The sequence below is a fragment of the Candidatus Tisiphia endosymbiont of Thecophora atra genome (assembly GCF_964026395.1).
Lineage (GTDB): Bacteria > Pseudomonadota > Alphaproteobacteria > Rickettsiales > Rickettsiaceae > Tisiphia.
On the sequence record NZ_OZ032145.1, the window covers coordinates 885,961 to 907,123 of the forward strand.

The 21,163-nt window shown below is 33.8% G+C and carries 16 protein-coding genes; 3 read left to right on the forward strand and 13 right to left on the reverse strand.

The window, feature by feature from the left end; genetic code table 11:
• Positions 1–467 precede the first annotated feature (467 nt).
• Positions 468–956 (reverse strand): ribosome maturation factor RimP, encoded by a 489-nt coding sequence (gene rimP / locus AAGD45_RS04370; RefSeq protein WP_341762212.1) that lies wholly within the window; start codon positions 954–956, stop codon positions 468–470.
• 326 nt (positions 957–1,282) lie between these two features.
• On the opposite strand from rimP, the gene AAGD45_RS04375 reads away from it, so the two are divergent.
• Positions 1,283–2,599, forward strand: a complete 1,317-nt coding sequence (locus AAGD45_RS04375) for a porin (RefSeq protein ID WP_341762156.1) — start codon at positions 1,283–1,285, stop codon at positions 2,597–2,599.
• A 129-nt stretch (positions 2,600–2,728) separates the two neighbouring features.
• Here the strand turns inward: AAGD45_RS04375 and AAGD45_RS04380 are convergent, their stop codons facing one another.
• From AAGD45_RS04380 to AAGD45_RS04390, 3 genes are read right to left on the reverse strand one after another with little or no spacing between them, the layout of a single operon-like run.
• Positions 2,729–3,460: an N-acetylmuramoyl-L-alanine amidase gene (locus AAGD45_RS04380; RefSeq protein ID WP_341762157.1), complete on the reverse strand. Its 732-nt coding sequence runs from the start codon at positions 3,458–3,460 to the stop codon at positions 2,729–2,731.
• Between the two features lie 11 nt (positions 3,461–3,471).
• Positions 3,472–4,365: an FAD-dependent thymidylate synthase gene (gene thyX, locus AAGD45_RS04385; protein WP_341762158.1), complete on the reverse strand. Its 894-nt coding sequence runs from the start codon at positions 4,363–4,365 to the stop codon at positions 3,472–3,474.
• An 11-nt stretch (positions 4,366–4,376) separates the two neighbouring features.
• Positions 4,377–5,375: an FKBP-type peptidyl-prolyl cis-trans isomerase gene (locus tag AAGD45_RS04390; RefSeq protein ID WP_341762159.1), complete on the reverse strand. Its 999-nt coding sequence runs from the start codon at positions 5,373–5,375 to the stop codon at positions 4,377–4,379.
• Positions 5,376–5,779: 404 nt separating this feature from the next.
• Here AAGD45_RS04390 and AAGD45_RS04395 point away from each other — a divergent pair, with 404 nt between their 5' ends.
• Positions 5,780–6,736 carry a transposase gene (locus AAGD45_RS04395; RefSeq protein ID WP_341760848.1) on the forward strand — a complete coding sequence of 319 codons (957 nt, stop codon included), beginning with the start codon at positions 5,780–5,782 and terminating at the stop codon, positions 6,734–6,736.
• 273 nt (positions 6,737–7,009) lie between these two features.
• Here the strand turns inward: AAGD45_RS04395 and AAGD45_RS04400 are convergent, their stop codons facing one another.
• From AAGD45_RS04400 to AAGD45_RS04440, 9 genes are all read right to left on the reverse strand, one after another.
• The gene (locus AAGD45_RS04400; RefSeq protein ID WP_341760847.1) at positions 7,010–8,107 is read right to left on the reverse strand and encodes a glycoside hydrolase family 3 N-terminal domain-containing protein; all 1,098 of its coding nucleotides are present in this window, start codon (positions 8,105–8,107) and stop codon (positions 7,010–7,012) included.
• A gap of 627 nt (positions 8,108–8,734) precedes the next feature.
• Positions 8,735–10,225 carry a replicative DNA helicase gene (locus AAGD45_RS04405; protein WP_341760846.1) on the reverse strand — a complete coding sequence of 497 codons (1,491 nt, stop codon included), beginning with the start codon at positions 10,223–10,225 and terminating at the stop codon, positions 8,735–8,737.
• Positions 10,226–10,235: 10 nt separating this feature from the next.
• A complete protein-coding gene (gene trxB / locus AAGD45_RS04410) occupies positions 10,236–11,165 on the reverse strand; it encodes a thioredoxin-disulfide reductase (RefSeq protein WP_341760845.1) in 930 nt (309 codons plus the stop codon).
• 14 nt (positions 11,166–11,179) lie between these two features.
• Positions 11,180–12,058: an alpha/beta hydrolase gene (locus tag AAGD45_RS04415; RefSeq protein WP_341760844.1), complete on the reverse strand. Its 879-nt coding sequence runs from the start codon at positions 12,056–12,058 to the stop codon at positions 11,180–11,182.
• Positions 12,059–12,319: 261 nt separating this feature from the next.
• The gene (locus AAGD45_RS04420) at positions 12,320–13,249 is read right to left on the reverse strand and encodes an AEC family transporter (RefSeq protein ID WP_341760843.1); all 930 of its coding nucleotides are present in this window, start codon (positions 13,247–13,249) and stop codon (positions 12,320–12,322) included.
• Positions 13,250–13,966: 717 nt separating this feature from the next.
• Positions 13,967–14,827, reverse strand: a complete 861-nt coding sequence (locus tag AAGD45_RS04425) for a ribonuclease D (RefSeq protein WP_341762213.1) — start codon at positions 14,825–14,827, stop codon at positions 13,967–13,969.
• A 710-nt stretch (positions 14,828–15,537) separates the two neighbouring features.
• A complete protein-coding gene (radA, locus tag AAGD45_RS04430) occupies positions 15,538–16,875 on the reverse strand; it encodes a DNA repair protein RadA (RefSeq protein WP_341760842.1) in 1,338 nt (445 codons plus the stop codon).
• A 309-nt stretch (positions 16,876–17,184) separates the two neighbouring features.
• Positions 17,185–20,589, reverse strand: a complete 3,405-nt coding sequence (mfd, locus tag AAGD45_RS04435; RefSeq protein ID WP_341760841.1) for a transcription-repair coupling factor — start codon at positions 20,587–20,589, stop codon at positions 17,185–17,187.
• Between the two features lie 12 nt (positions 20,590–20,601).
• Entirely contained in the window at positions 20,602–20,898 is a 297-nt protein-coding gene (locus AAGD45_RS04440; RefSeq protein WP_341760840.1) for a succinate dehydrogenase assembly factor 2, read from the reverse strand.
• A 129-nt stretch (positions 20,899–21,027) separates the two neighbouring features.
• Here AAGD45_RS04440 and AAGD45_RS04445 point away from each other — a divergent pair, with 129 nt between their 5' ends.
• Positions 21,028–21,156: a hypothetical protein gene (locus AAGD45_RS04445; protein ID WP_341760839.1), complete on the forward strand. Its 129-nt coding sequence runs from the start codon at positions 21,028–21,030 to the stop codon at positions 21,154–21,156.
• Positions 21,157–21,163 lie beyond the last annotated feature (7 nt).

Here is a 21,163-nt window from a genome sequence, read left to right on the forward strand (position 1 = left end):
TACTTGCTACTGGTAATTTGTGCGTCGGTATACTCTTCTGCTCCTACGAATTATTTTTTGAAAATATCATGGATTCGCATGCTCATGTACTATATGTACACCTAGCATCATAGTACATTTTTTATATAACCACTATTAAAATGGCTGCTGATCGTCTATTAGCGAGGAGTCGCGAAAAAGCGGCGACGCGGCAATCTAGGATACACGAAGCGTTACTCTAAAAAAATTCGCTGTTTACCTAGATTGCCACGGCATCTAAAGAGCCTTGCTATGACGATTATAGAAAAATATAGGGTACTATGACCTAGCATGCTCACCATTCATTAGACTTCCTGCATAATTCTACTTTTGTTGGTAATTTGTGCGTCGATCCGGCACTCGAATCCGTAACGGAATTTGAGTACGCTGTGGGTTGAGGTTTTGATCCTCCTACAAATTCCCTAGCAGAAGCAAATTATCCAAGAAGTCTATTTTTTATTCATTAAATTCCTAAACATTTCATCTGTTAATACCAAAGAGGCTTTTTTTATCATATCAAATGAAAACACTATGTCTTCACCATGGTTATTCAGATGAATTTTATTATCTTCAGCTTTAACTATCTTTCCCTGATATCGAGTTTGACCATTTAATAATTCTTTTAATTTTATGGTAGCCTCCCTACCGAGGAATCTAGTATAATCTTCAAATTTTATTAATGGGCGTTCAATACCTGCTGAAGAAACTTCTAAAAAATATTTATCACTAATTATATCTTCAACATCTAAAAGGGCTGAGATAATTCTACTGCTATTCCGACAATCTATTATAGTAACCTTTTCACCATCCAACCTATCTATTAATATTTCAAGTACTTTATGGGTTGAACCCTTTAAAGTTACTTTTACTAAGTCAAAACCAAGATCTTTTAGGTTATCTTGCACCGCATCAATAATTTGTTGCTCTATAGTTTGCATTACAACATAAATATTTAAAGATTTTAATAAAAAAGGTGGGGTTAACCCCACCTTTGTTTTTTCAACTTTATTTACAAAAATTTCAACCCGCAAAGCTAGAATACAATATTTTTATGATATTAGCAACAATTAAAAAAAATGTTATATTAGTTGTAATTTTATCATTAAAATAACAAAATTTGTCTGAATAATCATAGTTATTTACAAAAATTTGTTACATTATGGTTTATCTTCTGCTATAAATACTCTAAAATAGAAATGTATTATGTTCAATGAACTCGACTACATAATAAAGAACATAATGAATAAAGAGTTTTGGTATTACTATGAAAAAATTAATAATGTTGCTTTGTGTCTCTTGTTTGTCTAGCACAGCCTTTAGCAGTTCTACTCCTTCAGCTGAAGCTGCTTCAGATACTGAAATAAAATTAGAAGGGTTTTTTGGTTTCCAAGCTGGTTATAGTACTCAAGGCAAATTGTCGTCAGAACAAAGTAAATATATTACTGATAATAAGAAAAAGCTTGGATTTTATAGTGAAGCAGCTTTCTCTGCCACTGCTAAGCAAGAATTTAATGATGTAATAGCTGGAGTTAAAATGGTTTTACTACCAACAACTAAACCAAAGGGTTCTGCAAGTGTCAATGGCTCTTTCATATTCTTAGAGACAGATTATGGTAAAGTAGAGCTAGGCTCTCCTTATGATGCTGCAAATAAGATGGGTATTAGTGGTGCTAAAGTTGCAGCAGCTAGTTGTGGTTTTGGTTGGAGTAAGTATGTATCACTAGACGATAGCAGTATGCAATATGAAGGTATGAAGCCACAATTTGAGGTAGTCCCACCCTCTGTCATAGACTCATTTACCAATGGCTTCGATGACATAAATAAAGGAACAGAGCCAGCTAGAAAAGTATCTTATTATACACCAGAGATGCAAGGCTTTCAGTTTGGTATTTCTTATATTCCTGATTCAGCAAATACTGGTGGTCATCGTAATATAAAAAATTTAGATAGTAAAACGGGTCGCAGTACATTAAAGACTGGTATAACTGAAGTAGAACTACCTGGTATAGATGGTGGTAAAGGTGATACAGTAATTTATAATTACAATGTCAAAGATGCGATTTCTGCAGGGATATCCTATAAGTATGAGATTTTAGATGATATGGCAGTAGAAGTTGGTGTTACAGGAGAACATGCCAAACCAGCTCGCAAACTTATAGTATTAGATCCTAATGGAAAGATACTATCTAGCAACAAGCTATCAGATCTAAACGCTTACAATTTAGGTGCAGTCTTAACTTATGGTAATATTTCTTGTGCTGGTTCTTATGGTAGTTTAGGTAAAAGTTTGACTTCAAAAACTTACCATAAAGTTGGTCGTGATACGAAATATTATAATGGTACAATTGCCTATGGGCAAGGTCCTATAAAAACAAGTCTTTCCTATTTTAAATCACTAAAGTATAAAAATACGGTGGATACAGTAAGCCTAGGTACTGAATATAAGATAACCCCAGGCTTGTTGCCTTATGCTGAAATCTCTTATTTCCAAGCTAAGGGTAAGCCAGTTTACCTTATTGAAGCTCCTAAGAAAAAAACCAAAGGTACAGTTGCTCTTATTGGTGCAAAGCTTAAATTTTAACCTTTAATAAGCCTTCGTTGTCATTCCAGCTTTTAGCTGAATGACAACGTTTTTGGTTATGTAAGTACCATTACTTATGTTGTTTTTTTGATCCACGTGGGCAAAGGTTTCGCAGGAATGACAGCTTTTTTACATAAGATATTTTTGTAATAATGCTTCTAAAATTGCCACGGTCTCGACATCTAATATTCCAGAAAAATTCTTTGGGCGGAAATGCATTTGGAACGATACTACAACATCCGTTGTCTGTTGATCAATTATTCCTGTCGGCTGCAACACATAACCATATTTGCTAAATTGTTCTTGGATTAACTTTACATTAGACAGATCTACCTTGGGCATTAGAGCATTAACAGTATCTTGATCATACCAAGCTCCGATATTATTATCATATAATTGTTTCCATGGAAATAGGGGACCTGGGTCTTGTTTCCTTCCCGGAGCAATGTCAGAATGCCCAACCACGCAAGTAGGGTGAATATTGTAGCGGGCTATAATATCTTGACAAAGGGCAATTACTGATTCAACCTGATCTGATGCGTAAGGATGCCAAGTGATCTCTCCTTGAGTATTTTGAGTGTAGCCAAGATGTACTATTTCAATACCGATAGAAGTATCGTTTAGCTTTTGATGTCCTTGCCAGCTACTAGTACCAGCATGCCAAGCTCGTTTGGATTCGTCTACTAATTGGAATATATGATGTGGGTTAGTATCAGAAACTAGGTAGTGACTACTAACTTCTGAACCCAATAATAGCTTTAAGGATATCTCTAGATATCTTTCAGTGTAATGCAGTACTAAGAATTTAACTCTTTCATTAAAGGACGAAGCTCTGTAGGTTGTTCTATCAACTATTATCATTTCTGAAAAACCTATTTTATAAGTTGCATTAATTCATCCCATTCTCTTTTGTTTATGCCACTAGATTCTTGAGTAATTTCTTCATTATTGAGTAGTTTTTTTATAACAGCAAGTCCTTTTTTAGAAATATTATTTCCTCCTAGCCTATATTCCTCGAAAGCATCATAAGTGAAAGGTACCCAAGCTTTTACTATTTCTAGCATTTTCTCTGCATATACTCTGATTTCATATTGAGCATGAGAATCCCCACGTAACAGTAAAAAATGTAATAGATTATGTAAATTAATTTTCCAATACCATTCTGTATAATAGTTTAAGGTTAAATTCATTCTCGCAAGTTCCCTAGTAATACCTATAGTATTTTCATCGATAATATTGCCATGTTCATCCTGGTTCATCATTTCAGTATAATGCTGATAGCATAGTTTAGCATCTTTTTCTAGTAGCACTAAGACTTTATCTGCAATTTCTTTTGGAATTTCTTCATCACTTCTTCCTTGTTTATTTATTGTGGATTGAGCAGCAAGATTCTGTTTTTCTGGTAAATAAAATTCATTTCCTAATATAGAATATCTAGCTGAATATTCATTAACACTAGCAGTTCTATGACGTATCCATTGTCTTGCAACGAAAATAGGCAGTTTAATATGAAATTTGATATCACACATTTCAAATGGTGTTGTATGGTGGTGACGCATTAGGTAATTGATTAAACCTTTATCTTGGCTTAGTTGTTTTGTACCTTTACCATATGATACTCGTGCTGCTTGGACGATGCTACTATCATCACCCATATAATCAATAACTCTGATAAAACCATGATCTAGTATTTTTATGGGTTCAAATAATAATTCTTCTAGAGCTGGTACTGTGGCTCTTCTTGTCTTGTAATTATTGTCGTGCATTCTTTTCTCTATTATTCTGTTTGAAAATTTGTTAATTCCAGCATCAAATATTCATCCATAGGAATCTTATCTTGATTAAGCATTTTGTTGATATTAGAACCAAGTGCCTTAAATGACTTACCTTTGGCAATTACTGTTCTAGTGCCAACTGGCACTTTACCATGTAGAGCATATGAAACGATTAATGGATAATTAATATCACCAATTTTTATATCTAATTTCTTACCTTTCTGTACTGAATCATAAATTACCTGACCATTCGATAGTTTAGTAATCTTTACGTCAACCCCTACTTTATCTCCGCATAATAATGGCATTCTATAAGCTATTTCATCATCAAATATCTTTACTTCATTACTATCAACAAAATTATTAGGTAATATTGAATTTAAGACAATATTAACTCTATAAGGTGCATCATGATCTCTATCTTCTTCTTTATATTGCTGGTTATAATATGCATATTTTGCAGGAAGCACCGCTTGTCTTGTTTGTCCAACCATCATACCTACTACTACAGAATCAAGACCTAGCATGATCGCTCTAGAACCAAGTGTAAAGGTCTTGGTATTTTCGCTAAGTAAATTATTGTTAATATCCAATAATTGATAACGTAATGTGACTACGTGACCACAAGTAGCTGGTCCTTTAGTCCCATTACCAAAGCTATTGATCTTAAACATTGGTTGTATTAAGTCTCTATTAACCTCTATAGTATATTTACCATCAGTAATAGGTTTGTTCGTTGGTTGTAGTAAATGCTCAAAAAATAGTCGACCTTCTTCTGTCTTAAGAGCATTTATCAAAACCTTTGAAACAGTTTTTTCAAGAAAATTACCAGTTAATGGTATATTTGCTTGTTCAGGAGCAGCTTTAGTATTTTTATTATTTTCAGCATCATTAGTCGTCTGAACTTTAGGGTCTTTGTCCTCGGGAGGAGAGAGCATCTTCATTTGGACAATAGAGTAAATAATTGCTGCAGCAATTATAAGACTTAAAGCTTTTTGCATATAATATTTCTTTCTTAAGTATTTCTTAGTTTGTTTTTAAAATATATAGCTAACTCCGATTAGCATTACTCCGGCTATTAGCGAAGAGTACATAAATCCTAGTGTCATTGCGAGGAGGCGTGAGCCGACGAAGCAATTGTAAGTTAAAAGTATGATATAATAGATATTGAAGTCAATGTAAATAATGATTTATACTGACTTATAAGGGGGTATTACAGCGATAGTCATTAATAATATAAATGACTATCGCTGTGCAGGCGTGAGCGACCGTGAAGCAATTGGTTTTAAGACCGAATGGATATTGGTACTCTAGCCCAAATCCCCGAGACGTTTGAATAGTTGATTGGGATGCCTTTGCACGCCCGCTTACAATCGTAAACAACATTAAAAGTCTTCGAGGTATTATGCTATTATATAATAATTTTATCGGTCTTGATATAGGAAAATTCAATTTTGTTGTTGCTATTCATGGAAAAAAAGAAACTAAAGAATATAATAACAACTCTAATGGAATAGCTGATTTTATCAAGGATTACAAAAAAGAGATTAGTTCTGCATTGTGTGTTTTAGAAACTACTGGTGGATATGAAATGGAACTATTACTAACGCTTTGCAATCAGGGTTTTGCTGTACATAGAGCCAATACTCGTAAAGTTAAAAACTTTATTAGGTCTTTTGGTAATGCAGCTAAAACTGACAGTCTTGACGCTAAAGCTCTAGCACTTTATGGTTTTGAACGATCAGAAAGATTAGAGCTATTTAAAGTACAATCTAAGCAAGCTTTAAACTTGTATGAATTAGTAGGACGTAGGAACGATCTTAAACAAATGTTGATTGCAGAAAAAAATAGGTTTCAGTCCCCGAGAGCTGATTTAATCAAGTCTAGTTGTGTTAAAATGATCGAAGTACTAGAAGAACAAATTGCATCTATTACTAAAGAAATAGATGACTTAATAGCAAAAGATAAGCTCTTGCAAGCTAAGAAAGAGACTCTGCAAACTATTAGTGGTATAGGCGCAGTAGTATCTAATGAGCTTATAGCTTTGTTACCTGAACTTGGTACATTGAACCGCAAACAAATAGCATCATTAGTAGGTGTTGCACCAATATCTAATGATAGCGGTAGATATAGCGGATATAGACATACAGGTCATGGTCGAAATTTTGTTAGACCTATGTTGTTTGTAGCTGCTATGGCTGCTAGAAATTCTAACTCTGAACTGAAGGTATTTTATGAGAAATTGATCAATAGAGGAAAAAAGAAAATGGTGGCGATGGTAGCATTAATGCGTAAAATCATTGTGATTGCAAACGCTAAGTTACGTGATTTAACTAGCTCTGCACAAGCAATAAAAATTTAAACCAAATTTATTTAAATTTTTATTGCGAACATAGTTGATCCATATGATAAGCTTCATGGATTGCGCGCTCACGTACGTTCGCTCGCAATGACGGTTTAGGGCTGACAACGCTCATCGCAATGACGTTTGTTGAACTTTCGACAGTTGTGGTGACATTGTAGGATCGTATCTAACCTCAATTAGCCTTTTTTAGGGTGTTTTTCCCGCCATTGGCTAAGAATGACATCGTTTTTGTCATATAACTACCTCCCACATCTTTCCAAAAGCAGAATTTTAAACCACCTGACAAACAGCAGTCATTTCTTCTATATCACCACTACAATGTAGCACTAAGTCGCAACCAGCTACAATAGTTTGCCTAGCAACTTCAGCTATACTTGCAACAAATTCTGCCTTCAGTTTTGGGAATTCTTCTACTAAATATTTTTTTAGTCCGGTTTGGTCGGATTTGTCTTTAATAATTCCGTATTCAATAAGTTTTTCTAAATCTTGATCACTTATCGTAGTCGTAGAATCCTGCTTTTCAAAAATCGTCAGAGGTTTTTTAACTATGGAGTATTTAGCTCCAATTTCACCATGCAGGGCAAGCATACAAATATCATCTGAAACTAACATACCTTTAAAACCAATGTCATTTCTAATGAACTTTATGGCAATTGGCGATAAAGTTACTGGTAGTTTGGTATCTAAAGCCTCAAATACAATGTGAGCTGTCATAGCCCATCCTGCTTTAGCATTTTTAGATAATTGTCTAAACACTTCAAAATCTGTATTATTTAATTCAGCAAGTGAACTGGTAACACGCGGCAACTTATAATGACTATCACACGTAGCTCTGCCATGCCCTGGTATATGCTTAATAATGGCAACGCCTCCCTGCCCTTCTATCGCCTCTATTGTTTTTGTACATAAGTCAACTACTTTTACTACAGAATCTCCAAAGCTACGATCTCCAATAGCATTATCAGTATAAGGGTAACGCAAATCAGCAACTGGACAACATGGCGAGTCTATTCTATATGCTTTTAAACTCTTCATCAGGCTTGAATAATTTGCAAAAACTTTTAAATATGCATTCTCTGCACCTTCTTGATCATATATCTTAGCGAAATCACCAGCAGGGGGATATTCTATATCTATGATAGGTGGCTTCAACCTTGCAACCCTGCCTCCTTCCTGATCGACAAAAATCAATATCTTATAGTCATATAAGCCTCTTAAATCTTGTACTAACTTTAGTAACTGTTCTCGATCTACAATATTTCTCTTAAAGAGAATAAAGCCATATATTGTATTTTTTGACAATAATTCCTTTTCTTGCACAGTCAAACTAGTACCAGCAATACCAAATATTAAAGGTTTCTTGAACATTTATTACCTCTATAACATGAATTATAGATTGCTTCGTCGACCTACGGTCTCCTCGCTAATAGACGTTTTATAGACGTATATGTCTATTAGCGAGCGAACATGCGTGAGCGTGGCAATCCATTTTGCTAAAAATATGATTTTAATCTTTTAAAATCATGTTTTTAGCTTTAGAAAGGTTTAAAATGCATTCGTAAAACCGCTTTAAGAATGCATTTTTCCTTCGTCATTGCGCATAGGCGTCAACTTAAGAGCGTAATGATTGAACATGTATAAACAAATTAAACACAGCCGTCATCGCGAGGCATCGTTAGATGCCGTGGCGATCCAGATAAACAGCGAAGCTGTTTTTTAGAGTAACGCTTCGCGTATCTTAGATTGCCGCGTCGCCGCTTGCAGCGGCTTCTCGCAATGACGTTTAGGTTTGATTTACTTATACATGCTCAATCATTACGCTCTTAAGTTGACACCTATGCGTCATTGCGAGGAGCTACTTTAGTAGCGACGAAGCAATCTAATGAATAGTGGATTGCCACGACCACTACGTGGTCTCGCAATGACGTATGCACCAAATATTAAAGCCAATTTGGGATAAGAATTAACTAATTCTTATCCCGCCCGAATGGGGGTCTATAGTGTTTTCTGTAAATTACTAAATTTTGAATATTGACCATCATAATGAAGCTTTATGCTACCAACACGACCATTACGATGTTTTGCTATTATAATATCGGCAATATTATATACTTGATTTAAATTACTCAACCATTCTGCGTGTTTTTCTGCGTATTTTGCATCACTCGAAGGAGGCTCTTTACGAGTTAGATAATATTCTTCTCGATAAATAAACATCACTATATCCGCATCTTGTTCAATAGCCCCAGATTCTCGCAAGTCAGATAACATTGGTCTCTTATCTTCTCTAAGTTCTACAGCTCTAGATAATTGTGATAAAGCAATTACTGGGATATTTAATTCTTTTGCTATAGCTTTTAATCCTTGAGTAATTTCTGAAATTTCATTTACTCTATTATCAGATTTATTTATTCCTCTAATCAACTGCAGATAATCTATAAATAATATACCAAGATTATGTTTACGCTTCATTTTTCTTGCCCTAGTACGAATAGCCGCAATGGATAAAGATGGCGTATCATCAATAAAAAATGGTATGTCAAGAGCTATAATTTCTCTACGTAATCGATTATAATTCTCTTCTGTCACATGACCAGACCGTAAGGCTGAAGAGTCAATGTTAGTATGCATGGAAAGAATACGAGTAGCAAGCTGCTCAGATGACATTTCAAGAGAGAAAAAACCTACTGACTGATCTTTTTCTTGTTCCTTATTTTTTAACTTCATAGAATTACAAGCATTTATCGCAAGATTTATGGCAAAAGCTGTTTTCCCCATTGATGGGCGTGCAGCAATGACAACTAAATCTGAATTATGAAAACCTGATAACTCCCTATCTAAATCAATTAATCCTGTAGAAATACCTATTACATGATTAGAATTCTTCATAGCTCTGTCAATATTGGCAAGGGACTCCGAGAGAGACACAGCAATTTTAACAAAACTCTTGTCATTAATTCCTTCACTAGCAAGGTTATAGAGTTTACCCTCTGCATGCTCTATTTGTTGACTTGCATCATATTCTAAAGAGGAGTCATAAGCATTATTAACTACCTCCTCCCCTATCTGAATTAAATTACGCCTTATTGCCAAATCATAGATTATTCTTCCATAATCAAGGGGATTAATTACCATCATCGATAAAGTAACCAGCTTATTTAGGTATTCGCTGCCACCTAATTGCTGAAATAATTCATCTCGTTCTAACATACTTCTAAGCGTTACCGGAGTAGCAATTAAGCCTTTTTCGGTAATAACCTCAATAGCATTATATATCTTTTGATGTATCGGCTCAAAAAAATGATCTGATCTTAGGAATTCTGAGACAGTATTTAAGTAATCATGGTTGACTAAAATTGCTCCTATCAACATTTGCTCGGCCTGAACATTTGCTGGTAAAGTTCGAGCAACAGGTAAAACTATACTTGTCTCATTTGATCCACTTAACTTATCTGCTTTATCACTCACTTTTTTACTACGAGGCATAATTTTTTATTTAATGATTTAAAAACTTTTCTACTTCTAAAGCCGCCATACATCCTGTACCAGCAGCGGTAACTGCTTGTCTAAAAATTTTATCCTGTACATCTCCAGCAGCGAAAACACCTTTAACACTGGTTTCCGTTGAATTTGGTTTAGTAATAATATAATTATCACTATCTATATCTAATTGTCCTTTGAACAAACCAGTATTCGGCATATGACCAATTGCTACGAATATACCAGTACAATTAATTAAACTAAGCTCACCTGTTTGAGTGTTTTCAAGCTTGGCTGAATTAACCGATTTAGGATTATCAGTACCAATGACCTCAATCAGTCTATGATTCCACATGACCGATATTTTGGGATTTCTAAATAATCTCTCTTGTAAAATCTTCTCGGCTCTAAAACTATCCCGGCGATGAACAATAGTCACCTGACGTGCATGATTAGTTAAATATAATGCCTCTTCAACAGCACTATTCCCCCCACCAATAACTAATACATCCTGATTCTTGAAAAAAAAACCATCACAAGTAGCACAAGCTGAAACACCATACCCTTTGAATTGTGCTTCGGAAGGAATATTAAGCCACCTTGCTTCTGCACCGGTACATATTATAACGCCGTCCGCCCTAATTATACCAGACGAGGTGGTCACCACTAAGGGTTTTTTTGAAAAATCAACCTTTTCTACATAATCATAGATAATTTCCGCACCAACATTTTTTGCCTGTTGCGTCATTTGTTCCATTAACCATGGACCTTGAACAGGTTCTGCAAAACCTGGATAATTTTCAACATCTGTAGTAATAGTTAGCTGCCCACCTGGCTGCATACCATGCAATAATATCGGTTTTAGTGCTGCCCTAGCTGTATAGATTGCTGCACTCAGTCCAGCAGGACCTGAACCTATAATAAGTACTTTAGTAGAACGATTCATAGCAACCTAAATTTTTATATTTTCAAAGCATTTACCCAAGATTTTATATAACTAATCTGATCATCGGTCATTAATGAAGGTGTATGACCAGCATAATCAACAACGAAAAGATCAAAATCTTTGGTTTTCTTCATCTTCTCAATAGTAGATTGTTGTAAAATTTCTGATTTAGCCCCGTGGATAACCAACAATTTACAAACAATCTTATTCCATATAGTCCATATATCAACATTTTTTGGCTTATTTGCATTAGCATTCATACCTTGTACTATGGCAGGATCATAATTCATTTTATATTTTCCATCTTGGATTTTTATAAAACTATATTTGGTAAGATGATCCCAATCTTCCTCACTACTAATACCGAATTGGCTATATATTAGCTTTAAATGTTGCTTGGCACTAACTAAATCAACAAATGAGGGAGTTTGACCTGCATATTGACCGATTTTAACTAGAGGAGAGGCTGGAATAAAAGGCCCTACATCATTTATAATCATTGCTTTGATAAGTTCCTTATATTTACTAGCTAGCACATAACCAATTATTCCACCCATGGAAGTACCAAGGCAAATACAGTTGTTAATACCTAATTTTTTTAAAAAAAGCACTGTATCTTTTACATATACTTGATAATTATAATGCTTTTTCGTTTTAAAAACATCACTATTCCCACGTCCTGGATAATCTATAGCAATTACTCGAAAATTATCACTTAATGTCATAGCGATTTTATCAAAATCATGAGCATTCCTAGTTAAACCATGGGTACAAATTATTACATTTTCATTATTAGGGTCACCAAACTCAAGATAAGCTATTTTATGAGCTGGAATATATTGTGAGCCTAACCAATTAATATAAGGTCCAATTTGGATAAATTTTTGTATCATTTTTTTCTACTAATTAATTTTAAGTCGGGGATGTCATCCACAACTGTTGAAAGTTAAAAAACCGTCATTGCGAGGAGGCACAAAGTGCCGACGTGGCAATCTCATGAAGTAATATCTGCTTTTGTTAGGCGGCCTCGAGGTGATTTGAGCACTACTTCACAAGATTGCCACGTCGGCACTTTGTGCCTCCTCGCAATGACGGTTTTTTGGCTAAAACCTTTCCAGTTTAGCTATATGTCTTACATCAATAGCTGAGGTTAGTTAATTCAAATCGCTTAAAAATATAGTTACCATAACTGGTATATATACTACACCAAAAAGCAGGGAAAGAAATACTGTGGTAGCAACTTTTTCTGGATAAAATTTTTGTAAACTGGCTATGACAATTACGTTTGCTGCCATAGGAGCAGTTGAAAGAAGCCTTAGAGCATTGTAATAATTCTCATCATACCATCCTAAAACAAACTTATCCAAAAGAATAAATATGTTAACCCCTAATGGATAGAATAAAAATTTTGCCATGAAAGTAGCTAAAGTAAACTTTATGTCTATTTCAAATTTTTGCAAAGCTGAAAGAGCTAAACCAACCATAACCATACCAAGTATAGAAAATGCCCCCCGCATGTTATATATAAAATCATCTAGGAAATCAGGTAAAGTAAAACCAGCAAAACTAAATAAACAACCAAGTAAAAAACCGTTTAAAATTGGTAACTTTACAACCTTCAAGATACTTTCACTACTATTAGCAAAGCTCCTAGCACAAATATAAAAACCTACTGATGATTCGAAAATATTTATTCCTATAACTGCCATCATATAGATGCTTAAAACATAATCATCAAAGAGAGCAGCGGCTATTGGCAGCATAAAATAACCACCATTAGCGGTACCCGCAGATAATGCTATAATGTTTCGTGTATGATCAAGCCAATATCGCCCAAAAAAATAGTAAGAAAATATTGATAACAAAGTGGCGATGAAAAAAACAACTACAGTAACGCTTAATGCCGATAAAGTCAAAGTAGTACTGGCGGGAATAGCAAAAAAAACAATAGGAGATATAAAATAGAATAACAAAGAAGCTATACTATCTCTCTCAACTTTAGAATATCTTCCTGCTAAAAAACCAATTACTACGCTCAGTAATACAGAAATGGTTTTAAAAAAAACTATAGTAAAAATTGCCATGCTATAAAAGCCAAAAGATATCAGATGCTGTTTTACTCGATAATCAAGTTTTTTAGAATTATTAAAAAATACGTCTATTAGCGAGGAGTCGCGAAAAAGCGACGACGCGGCAATCTAGGATACGCGAAGCGTTACTCTAAAAAAACAGCTTCGCTGTTTACCTAGATCGCCACGGCATCTAAAGAGCCTTGCTATGACGGTTAAGGAAAAACTTGATTATCGAGTATAAATCTACTCATTAGACTTCCTGCAGAATTCGCTTTTGCTGAGGAATTTGTAGGAGACACGAAACCTCGACCCGCAACGTACTCAAATGTACGTGAGGAGCAGAGTACCGGTATCACGCATAGGCGTCAACTTAAGAGCGTAAAGATTGAACATGTATAAACAAATTAAACATAGCCGTCATCGCGAGGCATCGTTAGATGCCGTGGCGATCCAGATAAACAGCGAAGCTGTTTTTTAGAGTAACGCTTTGCGTATCTTGGATTGCCGCGTCGCCGCTTACAGCGGCTTCTCGCAATGACGTTTAGGTTAATTTACTTATACATGCTCAATCATTACGCTCTTAAGTTGACACCTATGCGGATCGACGCACAAATTACCAGCAAAAGTAGAATTATGCAGGAAGTCTATTACATAGAAATGTTCATAGAACCTACTTAACCTTTTAGAAAATAGCAAATTTATTCCACAATTAACATAAATAAAGTACCTTTATTCACCTAATTCTTGTATAGCAAGACACAGATCTGCTAATTGAGTTCTATATTTTTGTTTACTAAGATAGCGACTATTTAATTTAAGATTTTCAAAATCTTTATTACTGGTAGGTAAATATTGACAAATCTGTACTAATTCCTCATCAGAAATAAAATGTCTCCTTGGTAAATCTATTGTACTTGCTTGTTCTTCCCGATAAGCTGCCATAATTTTCATTTTATGAATAAAAGACTCTGAATGATTATCGAATCTGACTTTTTGCCAAGCTTTTTGTGCATTAACAATATAATTTTCAATATTAAGCAAAGATTTTATTTGCTCATCATATTCGTTTTGTAAGTTATTATCTTGAATTATTTGTTGCAATACCTTGTAAATCGGTTCTAAATATTCAACATCTTTAATAGCATAATTTAACATATTAGCATTAATTGGACGCTTTAACCAATCAGACCTTTGGTAAGTTTTATCAATGTGAACGAAGCAAATTTTGCTACATATATCCGAATAACTCAAATATTTACCAAAATCACAAATACCAGCTGCAATTTGTATGTCAAAAACATTTTTTGGCAGTTTCTTAAATAAATGATAAAATATCTCAAAATCCTCTCTAGGGGCGTGAACTATTTTAAGAATCTTATCGTTCAGAAATATTTCGTTAATAGGAGAAAGATCCAAATTGCTCAAAGTGTCAATTATCACTTTATAACTACTGGCCATAATTTGAATTATGCTAAGCTGAGCAAAATAGGTATTTTTACGCAAGAACTCAGTATCAACACTTATAGTCTTACAATCTAATAACTGTCGACAGAATTCATTTAATGCTTTCTGATTATCAATAATAAGTATTTTTGAAGTATTAGTAATTAAATTGCTCCTATATAATAAATTTGGTATTTTTCTATACGCGAATTTGGGATAAGAATTTGTCAATTCTTATCCCAAATTGGGATTCTATGCTTTTTTGTGGTTAAAAGTAGCGTAACACTTTTACGCTACTTTGTCAAAGATGGAATCCTTAATTTATAACACTTATCTTAAAATAAGTGTTTCATAAGTGCTACAATTAAAAAAACAATTAAGACATTTCAAGAAACAGATAATCGGAACTATTAAACTGATGTCTCCCATCGAACTAAGGTAAAATAGTCAAATAAGATTCTAATAATAACCTGAATTCGATGTAACAAGTTACATCGAATTCAATGTTATATATAGAAACAATCAGGTTTGAAGCGGCTGCCCACCTGATTGTTAAAATATAACACTCCATTCAATATGTGATTTTAATTATTAAAATCACATATTGAATGATGAAAAAAGTTAAAATGCACTCGTAGAACCGCTTCAAGAGTGCATTTTTCCTTATAACAAAGCAAGTATCGATATAAGAATTATTAATTCTCCTAACAAACTGGTTTGAAAGAAGGTTTTATTTTTACCATAGCTCACCACCAACAGTTTGTTTATGTTATTACATAATGCTTAGCATTTTGTTTGGTGCTTATATCGAACTGAGGTTAATAATACTATTAGAATTTCATAAGTGTGAATTTTAACTATATCAACTCTTTCAATTCTTTTATATTACTAATTGGGCAAATTAGGTTATTACTTAACTTTTCAAGTTTGGAGCAAATTAATTTATTGAATCCTAATTTCGTTGCTTCTTTTATTCTCATTTCTGCTGCATTGACTTTTCTTATTTCACCAGATAAACCAATTTCTCCAAAAAAAACACTATGTTCTAGCACAGCTTTATTATTTGCTGCAGAAATTAAAGCAGCTGCAACAGCTAAGTCTGAAGCTGGTTCTGAAATTTTAAGCCCACCAGCAACAGTTAAATATACTTCCTTAGAAGTTAAGTTAAGCCCAAACCGTACATTGAGTACAGCTATTATCATTGATAATCTATTTAAATCCCATCCTACAACCGAACGTCTTGGCATTGGCATATTGGAAGGAGCAATTAATGCCTGAATCTCAATTAATAACGGTCTAGACCCTTCAATTCCAGCAAATACCGTTGTCCCGCTAACATTTTTATCCCTTTTCATTAGAAATAGCTCGGAAGGACTAGAGACTTCCATAAGACCACTAGCAGTCATCTCAAAAACACCGATTTCTCCTATTCCACCAAATCTATTTTTAATAGAACGCAAAATACGAAAATGACTATTAGGATCACCTTCAAAATATAGTACGGTATCAACAAGATGTTCAAGTAACTTAGGACCAGCTAATTGCCCATCTTTTGTCACATGACAGCTAAGTAAAATAATAATATTATTTTGCTTAGCATAGCTAACCAATTCATTAGCACAGGTTCGAATCTGCGAAATAGTGCCAGGTGGTGATGATAGTGTGCGAGTTACCATTGTCTGAATTGAATCGATTACTACCAAATCAATATTGTTTTTATCAGCATCAATAGTTGAGATAATATCTTCGATATTAGTGGCAGCTAAGATAGATGTTGTTTCATTATTAAGGCCTAATCTTAAGGCTCTTAGCTTTATTTGGTCAATGGATTCCTCACCAGTTATATATAAGCAATTCATTCTAATTTTATCACAAAAAGAACTTGCCACTAAGTGTAATAATAAAGTTGATTTACCAATGCCAGGATCACCACCAATTAAAATTGCCGAAGAGGAAACCAACCCGCCACCCAACACCCTATTTAATTCATTTATAGGCGTAGGAGTACGTAATGATTCCACAACAACACCATCAAGCTTTTGTATTTGTTGTTTATTGCCTAACCTAACTTGTACTTGACTAATTACCTCTTCCTCAATTGCTCCCCATAAGCCACAATCAAAACATTGTCCTGCCCATTTTGATGTACTATTACCACAATTTGTACATATATATTGCTTTTTAATTTTACTCACTTTCCTAATTTTAATTCCTAGTTAACCTAGATTCAATGTAAGACATCGGTTTAATAGCCTATTACGCGAATTCAGGATAAGAATTTGTCAATTCTTATCCTGAATTCGCATTATATGGTATTATGCATAGTACCCATTTTTCTATAATCGTCATCGCGAAGCATCTTTAGATGCCGTGGCGATCTAGGTAAACAGCGAAGCTGTTTTTTTAGAGTAACGCTTCGCGTATCCTAGATTGCCACGTCGCCGCTTGCAGCGGCTCCTCGCAATGACGGTTAAGGAAAAAATTGATTGTCGAGTTATATGGTATTATGCCGCCAATAATTGCTCCAGCAGACTATTCGCTTCCTCTATAATATCCTTTCCTACCAATGTTTTGGTAAATACTAACTTAGTATCCGGTTTTATTTTGGTTTGTTGAGGATATTTTATAACAAAATTTCTAATCTTATCAGCTATATCTGATTCTTTATAAAATTTTAAAACAAATCCTCGATCACCAGAGTCTAAATTTTCAATATTAAGCTTACTGCATTTATGCTTTATTTTTACTATATTAAGTAGATTATTAAACTCTGATGGGATAGGACCAAAACGATCAACCATTTCGTCCTTAAAATTTTCAATATCTATATCATCAATTAAATTTCCAACTCTTCTATACAAACTTAGTTTAAGAGCAGAATCTGCAATATAATTGTCAGAAATGAAAACAGGTAATCCCAAATTAATTATTGGAACAAAAGCTTTTGGCTGCTCAATAACTTCATCCTTAAGAATTGCTATTTGTTCATCTAACATCTCCTGATAAAGCTCCACTCCTACTTCTTTAATCTGTCCGGACTGTTCTTCTCCTACTAAATTGCCAAAACCACGTAAATCCATATCATGGCTGGCAATGGTAAAACCAGAACCAAGAGTACAGCTACTCTGCATTATTTCTAGACGTTTTATTGAATGTGTGGTCATTTTCTTATAATTAGCTAAGGTTAAATAGGCATAACCTCTGACTTTACTTCGTCCTATTCTACCCCTGAGCTGATATAACTGACTCAAACCAAGCATATCAGATTTATGAATAATCATTGTATTAGCTTCGGCAATATCTATACCTGACTCAATTATTGTGGTAGAAACGAGTATATCAAACTTACCATCACAAAATTCACTCATAATCTCATCTACTTTGGCAGCTGGCATTTGGCCATGAGCAACTTTGTACTTTAGTTCAGGTACACTTTCCTGTAAGTATCTCTCTATATCCGGGATGTCCTTAATTCTAGGCACTACATAGAAGCTTCTACCACCACGGAAACGTTCTTTAAGTAAAGCATCTCTAATAATCACTGGATCAAACGGCATAACTGTTGTCCGAACTTCTAGCCTATCAATCGGTGGTGTGGCAATGATACTAAGGTCTTTCAGCCCTACCATAGACATCTGCATTGTACGAGGAATTGGGGTTGCCGAAAGAGATAGAACATGCATTGTAGTTCTTAGTTTCTTTAAATGTTCCTTTTGAGCAACACCAAAATGTTGTTCTTCATCAATTATTAATAATCTGAGGTTACTAAATTCTATATTCTTACTCAGCAAGGCATGTGTACCAATTATTATATTAGCTGTACCATTTTTGATTTGTTCTTTAATAATTTTAGCCTCACTATTGGTAACTAGGCTAGATAATTGTACTATATTCAGCCCTAAATCCTTAAATCTTTTGCGAAATCTTAAATAATGCTGCTTACCTAGAATAGTAGTTGGTACGACAATGGCTACTTGAGAGGGGGTGTCACAGTTTGCGTTACAGTTTGCATCATAGTTTGATTTAGCTACCATAAAAGTTGCCCTTATGGCCACTTCAGTTTTTCCAAAACCAACATCACCACAAATTAATCTATCCATTAAAAGACCTGAGTCAAAATCTTTTCTAATATCATTTATGGCATTTAATTGATCTTCAGTTTCGGTATATTTAAATCTCTGGCAGAATTTGTCATATTCTTCATGATCAAACTCTATTGGATTAGTTACAGTTAATTTCCTCTTAGCGGCTATTGCTAATAATTGTTCGGCAATTTCTGTAATACGATTCTTGAGTTTAGCCTTACTTCTTTGCCAGCTACTGCTACCTAACTTGGCTAGCTGTGCTTCACTACTACCATATTTCTTAATTAGCTCTATATTTTCAACAGGAATATATAATTTATCATTATTCTCATATAAAATTTTTAAGAAATCATGAGCTTTGCCTTTAACATCTAGTGTTTCAACATTAAGAAATTGACCAATACCATGATCCTTATGAACAACTAACTCCCCTTCACCTAAATTATCTAATTCCATTAGAATGTTTTTAAGCTTACGTTTAGCACCTTGCTGGCGAACGTTTGCCGCACTTTTTCCTAAAATATCGTGAGCTGCAATAAACAAATATCTATCACTATAAAATCCTTGACTCAGTTGGACATATGCAAGATTTATCACACCAATTTTTGCCTGTTGTAGATTGTCTATCTCGATATATTCTCGTGAGTAGCTATTTATCAAGCTCTTCAGTCTTTCCAAATTACTTTTAGACTGACAAAAAATAATTGGTATTTTAGTATTATTGTTCTCTATAATCTCAAATAGCTTATCAAAAACTGTCTTATCCTCAATAAAACTAGTTGCAATAATTTTTTCTAATGAATATGCATAAGATGAATCTTCAGGAGTAATTAAAATATTCTTATCCTGTTCTAGTAAAGTTTGTATTTCCTGACTGGTAAAGTAAATCTGCTCAGGAGGCAACGCAGGATAGAATGTGTTTAATTTTATTTTATTAGACTCAATACGGGATCTGTAAAGATCTGTATAATTATTCTCCTGCTCAAGAATTGATTGTAACGACAAATTATCATAAATAATAATAGGATCATCTAAATAATTAATTAAACTACTGAAAGAATTATAGAATAAAGGAGATAAATGTTCATATCCTTGAAATTTTTTTCCTTCAGTTATTGATTCATATAAAGGGCTATTCACGTAATTAACACCAAAAGCTTTTAGATAATTATCTCTAAAATTCTTTATTGTTTCTAGATTTAATATTACCTCACTGGCAGAATTAATTATTAGCTCCGTGCAGCTATTAGTAGAAATTTGACTATCAATATCGAATTTTTTTATTGACTCTATGTGATCCCAACTAAAATTAATACGATAGCCCTTAGAACCAGGTAAAATTATATCTACTATCTCTCCTCTTACTGAAAATTCGCCACTATCAATGCTACTACTACTCCTTGTAAAACCATTATGTACTAGGAATTCAGCGAGCTTACCCGCTGAAAGCTTCATTTTATTATGTAATTTCAGAAAAGACTTAACTAGGAATTCCGAAGGCGGTAATTTGCTCAGTAAATTCACCGCATTAGTAACTACCAATTTTTTTTCATTATTAGTTGCTAAATAACTTAGTGTATTAGCTCTTTCTGATAAAATGTTAGACTGGGGTGAAATGCGATCATATGGTATAGTATCAAAACTAGGAAAATATAATATATTACTAGTCTTAATGCTTTGTGCAAAAAATAATAACTGTTTATGGCTATTAATTGCATCATCTTCACTAGCAAAAATAAGTAAAATATTCTTGGTTGGTTTATTTGAGAAATACTCATTAGCAAAAAAACTTTTTGCACTGAGCGGTAGAGGTTGTTGTATCATTGTTTATTAAGCTTATAGGCGGTTAATATCAAAATTAAGTATTTGTAACATCACTTTTGACTTTAAGTGAACAGGAGGAGTTGTTTTATTGGTAATCCAATCATAAATATCTATATCATTTTGATTAAGTATTAAAGCAAAATCTGTTAAACTATCTATGTCCATATTAGCAAGAAATTGTTCAGCAAATTTACCTAATATTAACCCGGTTTCTTTGCAACCACGATTTTTGCTTTGGTATAGTAATTTTTTAGTTAGGAATGCTTTTTTTAAATAGTCCATATTGATAATCTGACAAAAAAATATCATAATATGATTCAGATAGTTTGACAATTACCAAATATAAAATATAAATTGTATATGTAGTATATACTCAAATTTAATTAGTCTAAATCTTGTTCTTATTCAATAAATTTTAATATATTCAAAAAAATGCAGATGCCTATAAGTATCAAAAATATATCTTCCTTAGAAGCTTATAAGTTGCTAGGAATGGATGAGTGTACCATTGTTGTTGATGTTAGAACTACTGAAGAATGGCAAAAAATAGGTATTCACAAAGCTTGATAAAGAT